General features: G+C 54.9%; 1 rRNA gene. It reads right to left on the bottom strand.

Annotated elements, in window-relative coordinates:
• A 23S ribosomal RNA gene (locus GY24_RS17320) occupies positions 1–552 on the bottom strand; the annotation flags it as partial.

The raw sequence follows: 552 nt of genomic DNA, 5'->3' as shown, positions 1-552 counted from the left end.
TGCCCACCTGACACTGTCTCCCGCCCCGATTAGGGGCGTGGGTTAGAATTTCAATACAGCCAGGGTAGTATCCCACCGACGCCTCCACCGAAGCTGGCGCTCCGGTTTCTCAGGCTCCTACCTATCCTGTACAAGCTGTACCAAAATTCAATATCAGGCTACAGTAAAGCTCCACGGGGTCTTTCCGTCCTGTCGCGGGTAACCTGCATCTTCACAGGTACTATAATTTCACCGAGTCTCTCGTTGAGACAGTGCCCAGATCGTTACGCCTTTCGTGCGGGTCGGAACTTACCCGACAAGGAATTTCGCTACCTTAGGACCGTTATAGTTACGGCCGCCGTTTACTGGGGCTTCGATTCAGAGCTTCGCGTGAGCTAACCCCTCCTCTTAACCTTCCAGCACCGGGCAGGCGTCAGCCCCTATACTTCGCCTTGCGGCTTCGCAGAGACCTGTGTTTTTGCTAAACAGTCGCCTGGGCCTATTCACTGCGGCTCATCCGGGCTATTCACCCAAATGAGCACCCCTTCTCCCGAAGTTACGGGGTCATTTTGC

Source organism: Microterricola pindariensis (assembly GCF_002936985.1).
In the GTDB taxonomy this organism is placed as follows: domain Bacteria; phylum Actinomycetota; class Actinomycetes; order Actinomycetales; family Microbacteriaceae; genus Microterricola; species Microterricola pindariensis.
The sequence above is the reverse complement of the archived record's forward strand: the minus strand, read 5'-3'. Positions and strand labels throughout refer to the sequence as shown.